General features: G+C 63.8%; 5 protein-coding genes. 2 read left to right on the plus strand and 3 right to left on the minus strand.

Features of this window, described 5'->3' with window-relative positions:
- The first annotated feature begins 108 nt into the window (after positions 1–108).
- A complete protein-coding gene (locus AACS18_RS00460; protein ID WP_108613437.1) occupies positions 109–1,020 on the plus strand; it encodes a lipase family alpha/beta hydrolase in 912 nt (303 codons plus the stop codon).
- The gene (locus AACS18_RS00465; RefSeq protein ID WP_108613438.1) at positions 1,017–1,766 is read left to right on the plus strand and encodes a lipase secretion chaperone; all 750 of its coding nucleotides are present in this window, start codon (positions 1,017–1,019) and stop codon (positions 1,764–1,766) included. The genes AACS18_RS00460 and AACS18_RS00465 overlap by 4 nt, the downstream gene beginning before the upstream one ends.
- Before the next feature lie 36 nt (positions 1,767–1,802).
- Here the strand turns inward: AACS18_RS00465 and AACS18_RS00470 are convergent, their stop codons facing one another.
- From AACS18_RS00470 to AACS18_RS22955, 3 genes are all read right to left on the minus strand, one after another.
- Positions 1,803–2,504 (minus strand): hypothetical protein, encoded by a 702-nt coding sequence (locus AACS18_RS00470; RefSeq protein ID WP_108613444.1) that lies wholly within the window; start codon positions 2,502–2,504, stop codon positions 1,803–1,805.
- Between the two features lie 44 nt (positions 2,505–2,548).
- Entirely contained in the window at positions 2,549–2,944 is a 396-nt protein-coding gene (locus AACS18_RS00475; RefSeq protein WP_005336457.1) for an acyl-CoA thioesterase, read from the minus strand.
- 265 nt (positions 2,945–3,209) lie between these two features.
- Positions 3,210–4,343 (minus strand): peroxidase family protein (locus AACS18_RS22955; RefSeq protein ID WP_308810812.1); only part of this gene is annotated, 1,134 nt, incomplete at its 5' end.

The following is a 4,343-nucleotide window of genomic DNA, read 5'->3' on the forward strand; positions in this document are numbered from 1 at the left end:
TTGCGATCCCCCTCACAGCCTCTCCCGTCAGCAGCCACCATACTGGCACCGGCGAACATGGAGTACGCCACACAATCTGTTCCTCACGAATCAACAAGGATGCTGATGATGAAGAGATGGCTTTTGGTGCTGCTCTGCACCCTGCCCATGCTGGCACACGCCAGCGGATACACCCAGACCCGCTACCCCATAGTGCTGGTGCACGGCCTGTTCGGTTTCGACAAGCTGCTCGGGGTCGATTACTTCTACGGCATTCCCCAGGCCCTGAGCCGGGATGGAGCCAAAGTCTACGTGGCCCAAGTGTCGGCCACCGCCAGTTCGGAACAACGGGGGGAGCAACTGCTCGCCCAGGTTGAGCTGCTGCTGGCTGCCACCGGCGCCGAGAAGGTCAACCTCATCGGCCACTCCCACGGCGGCCCCACCATCCGCTATGTCGCCTCGGTCGCCCCCGGGCTGGTCGCCTCCGCCACCAGCGTCGGCGGGGTCAACTACGGATCCGAGATTGCCGATCTGGTGCGGGCCAATGCCGCCCCCGGCTCGGCCGCCGAGAAGCTGGCTGCCGCCGCGGCCCACGCCCTCTCCGGCATGATTTCACTGCTCTCGGGGGGAAGTCAGCTGCCGCAAGATCCGGTCGCCGCCTTCGATGCCCTCACCAGCGAGGGAGCCAACCAGTTCAACCTGCGCTACCCGGAGGGGCTGCCCAGCAGCTATTGCGGTGAGGGGCCGATGCAGGCCAGTAACGGCGTCTACTACTTCTCCTGGAGCGGACGCGGCAACCTGACCAATCTGCTGGATCCGGTGGATCCTGCGCTGGCGCTGACCGGCGCCTTCTTCAAGGAGCCCAATGACGGACTGGTCGGGGTCTGCAGCAGCCATCTCGGCAAGGTGATCGGCACCGACTACCGGATGAACCATCTGGACGAAGTGAACCAGTCCTTCGGCATCCACCATCTGTTCGAGACCGATCCGGTCACCCTCTATCGCCAGCATGCCAACCGTCTCAAGGAGCTGGGACTATGAAGATAGCCACCCTGCTCGTCGTACCCTGCGCCATCACCCTGCTGCTTGGCGGAGTGTTGCTCTGGCCCACGGCACCGACGGCAGACTCATCCCCCGCTCAAGCCAGCCAGCATGCACAGAGCCACCCGCACGATCCCGAGCAGGAGGCCGTCGATGCCCTGCAGGCGCGCTATCGCACCTTTGTCTCCGCCCAGAGCAGCCTGACGGTACCCACCGAGAGCTCCCTCGCCAGCTTGCAGATCCTGTTTGACGAGCGGGAGCAGCTGCGCCAGCAGAGCTTTACCCCGGCGGAGCAGGCCCAGCTGTTTGCCGAGGATCGACTGATGGAGCAGCTGACCCTGCGCCGCAGGGCGCTGGCGGAGGCGAGAGACAGCGACAAGTCGCAGCTGGCCAGCGAGCTGGATCTCTGGCTGGCGGAGCAACCGGGCTGGTTTCGCGAGGCGGAGGCCAACAGCCGCCTGCTTGAGGAGTTGCAAGAGCTGGCGCAGATGGACCCGGCCAAACGGGAGGCTCTGCTGCTGGAGACAGGGGGGCCGGAAGCGGTGGATCGGATGCGCCAGCTGGAGCAGAACCGGCAAGGGTTCGAGGAGCAGCTCAGCGGCTTTCTGGCCGAGTTCAGACAACTGCCGAACGAGGCCCGGGCCGAACAGCAGCAGGAGCTGCTGGCACGCTGGTTCGAGCCCGGACAATGGCGCCGGGTCGAGGCACTCACCCGGCTCAAGCTGGGGGAGCCACACACCGAATGAGAAGGGGGCCCGAGATGGGCCCCCTTGCTATTGCGCTCATTGCGGCTTGTTGGCACCCGGCAGCAGCTGCCAGGTGAGGCGGGTCACCTGAGTGCCCTGCACCTCGCACTTGAGGCTCAGCTCCTGCCACCCCTTATCCTGACGCAGGGAGACCTCCCCTTCGATCCCCTGCTCGCCAATCTTCAGCTTATCCTGCTCGAAGATCACCTTGTCGCCATGGGCGAGATCCATCAGTTTGCCGTTGCAGAGCCAGTGAGCGAGATCCGCCCCCTTCAGCTTGACGCCCCCCTTGGCCGCCTTCTGTTCGGCCGCGCTCACCACAAACAGCTTGCTCAGCTCGGCAGCCCGCTTGGTGAGCCACTCCTGACGCTGCTGCATGCTCATCTTGCTGACGAACTCGGCGGGCTGACCCTTCTCGTCCAGCCACTGGGTCAGCTTGCCGCTGTCGTCAAAGGCAAACTGGGCGGCGGGCTCTTTGACCCCGAACAGCTTGCCGCCCTTGAAGTAGTAGCGGCTCTCCCCTTCCAGCTTGCCCAGCTCGTTCATGATGGGCACGGCGATGATGACGGGGGCGCCATCGATCCAGGCCTTGATATCGACGCCGTCATGGCTGAATTGACGGGTATCGAGGGCGCTCTCGGCCCCCTTCTCCATCAGGGTAAACTGCTCGGCGAGAGAAGCGGCCAGAGAAGGGAGGGAGCAGAATCCCAGGGTCAGCGCGATCGCTGTGTTGCGCATTGAGTTGTACATAACACTCCTGTGATGGGCCATCCGGCCCGTGGTTAACTCTCTGTCAGCCAGGCCCGCAGTCCTTCCCGGTGAGCATCGCTCAGGGGCAGGGATTGGCGGGCCCGGTAGTCAAAATGGATCAGGGTCGTTTCGGCGGTGACGGCCAGTTCGCCGCCCTGCCAGGCCTCCTGCCAGACAGTGAAAGAACTGGTGCCGATGCGGCGCACGCCAGTCTTGATGGTGACCGGCTGGCCGTAGAACAGCTCCCGTTTGAACTGCACCGTATAGCCCGCGATGATCAGATGCCAGTTATGCACATCCAGATCGGGGGAGAAGATCCGGAACAGGGGATCCCGCGCCGATTCGAACCAGACCGCCGGCACCGTATTGTTGATATGGCCGAGGGCATCCGTCTCCTGAAAGCGGGGTTGGATCTGCATTTCCAGCATGAGTTGACTCCTTGTCTCTTTGTTTCTGTCCTTGTCCGTTCATGGGACATCAGTGGCCAATGGGGTGGCAGCCGGGCATCACCAGCGGATCAGCATGTTACATGATACTGCTGGCCCAAGCACAGGGATGCCAGCGGCCCTGCGCGACCGGCCAGCGGGTGTCGCAGCGCGGCGGATTGTAGGGCTGCACAGAAAAGCGGGCAGTAAAAAGCCCCGCACATCTTGGCTGTGCGGGGCTGGTGCAGATAACCAAACGGCTCGGGGACTAGCCGAGCAGATCGAAGCGATCCGCATTCATCACCTTGTTCCAGGCGGTGATGAAGTCACAGACAAACTTCTCCTTGTTGTCATCCTGGGCATAGACCTCGGCATAAGCGCGCAGCACCGAATTGGAGCCGAACACCAGATCCACCCGGGTGGCCGTCCACTTCAGCGCGCCGCTGCGGCGATCGCGGATCTCGTAGAGATTGCTCGCTTTCGGCAGCCACTGATAGTCCATGTCGGTCAGGTTGACGAAGAAGTCGTTGCTGAGCACCCCGACCCGGTCGGTAAAGACCCCGTGCCCGGTACCGCCATGGTTGGTGCCGAGCACCCGCATCCCGCCAACCAGCGCCGTCATCTCGCAGGCGGTGAGCCCCATCAGCTGGGCACGATCCAGCAGCAGCTCCTCCGCCGTCACCACATAGTCCTGCTTCAGCCAGTTGCGGAAGCCGTCGGCCAGCGGTTCCAGCACCTCGAACGAGGCCACATCGGTCTGGGCCTGAGTGGCGTCCCCCCGGCCCGGCGCAAACGGCACGCTCACCGTCACTCCGGCGGCCTGGGCAGCCTGCTCGATGGCGAGGTTGCCCCCCAGCACGATGAGATCCGCGACGCTGACGCCACACTCGGCCGCCAGCTTGTCATAGACCGCCAGCACCTTCGCCAACTTCGCCGGTTCGTTGCCCGGCCAATCCTTCTGCGGCGCCAGCCGGATGCGGGCGCCGTTGGCACCGCCCCGCTTGTCGGAGCCACGGAAGGTACGGGCACTATCCCAGGCGGTACTCACACGCTCGCTGATGGAGAGGCCGCTGGCGGCAATCCTGGCCTTGACCGCCGCCACGTCATAATCGGCACGTCCGGCTGGCACCGGATCCTGCCAGATCAGATCTTCTGTCGGCACATAGGGGCCAACATAGCGGCTCTTCGGCCCCATATCCCTGTGGGTCAGCTTGAACCAGGCGCGGGCGAAGGCGTCGGAGAAGGCCGCCGGATCATCGCGGAAACGCTCGGCAATCTTGCGATACTCGGGGTCGAATTTGAGCGCCATATCGGCATCCGTCATCATGGGTTTGCAGCGGAGCGACGGGTCCTCCACATCCACCGGCATATCCTCTTCGGCGATATTGATCGGTTCCCACTG

The sequence above is a fragment of the Aeromonas sp. HMWF015 genome (genome assembly GCF_963878965.1).
Taxonomy (GTDB): Bacteria; Pseudomonadota; Gammaproteobacteria; order Enterobacterales; family Aeromonadaceae; genus Aeromonas; species Aeromonas veronii.

What these genes read in the sequence shown, in the direction of transcription:
- AACS18_RS00460 (WP_108613437.1), top strand. Translation starts at nt 109, where the DNA reads ATGAAGAGATGGCTTTTGGTGCTGCTCTGCACCCTGCCCATGCTGGCA.
- AACS18_RS00465 (WP_108613438.1), top strand. Translation starts at nt 1,017, where the DNA reads ATGAAGATAGCCACCCTGCTCGTCGTACCCTGCGCCATCACCCTGCTG.
- AACS18_RS00470 (WP_108613444.1), bottom strand. Translation starts at nt 2,504, where the DNA reads ATGCGCAACACAGCGATCGCGCTGACCCTGGGATTCTGCTCCCTCCCT.
- AACS18_RS00475 (WP_005336457.1), bottom strand. Translation starts at nt 2,944, where the DNA reads ATGCTGGAAATGCAGATCCAACCCCGCTTTCAGGAGACGGATGCCCTC.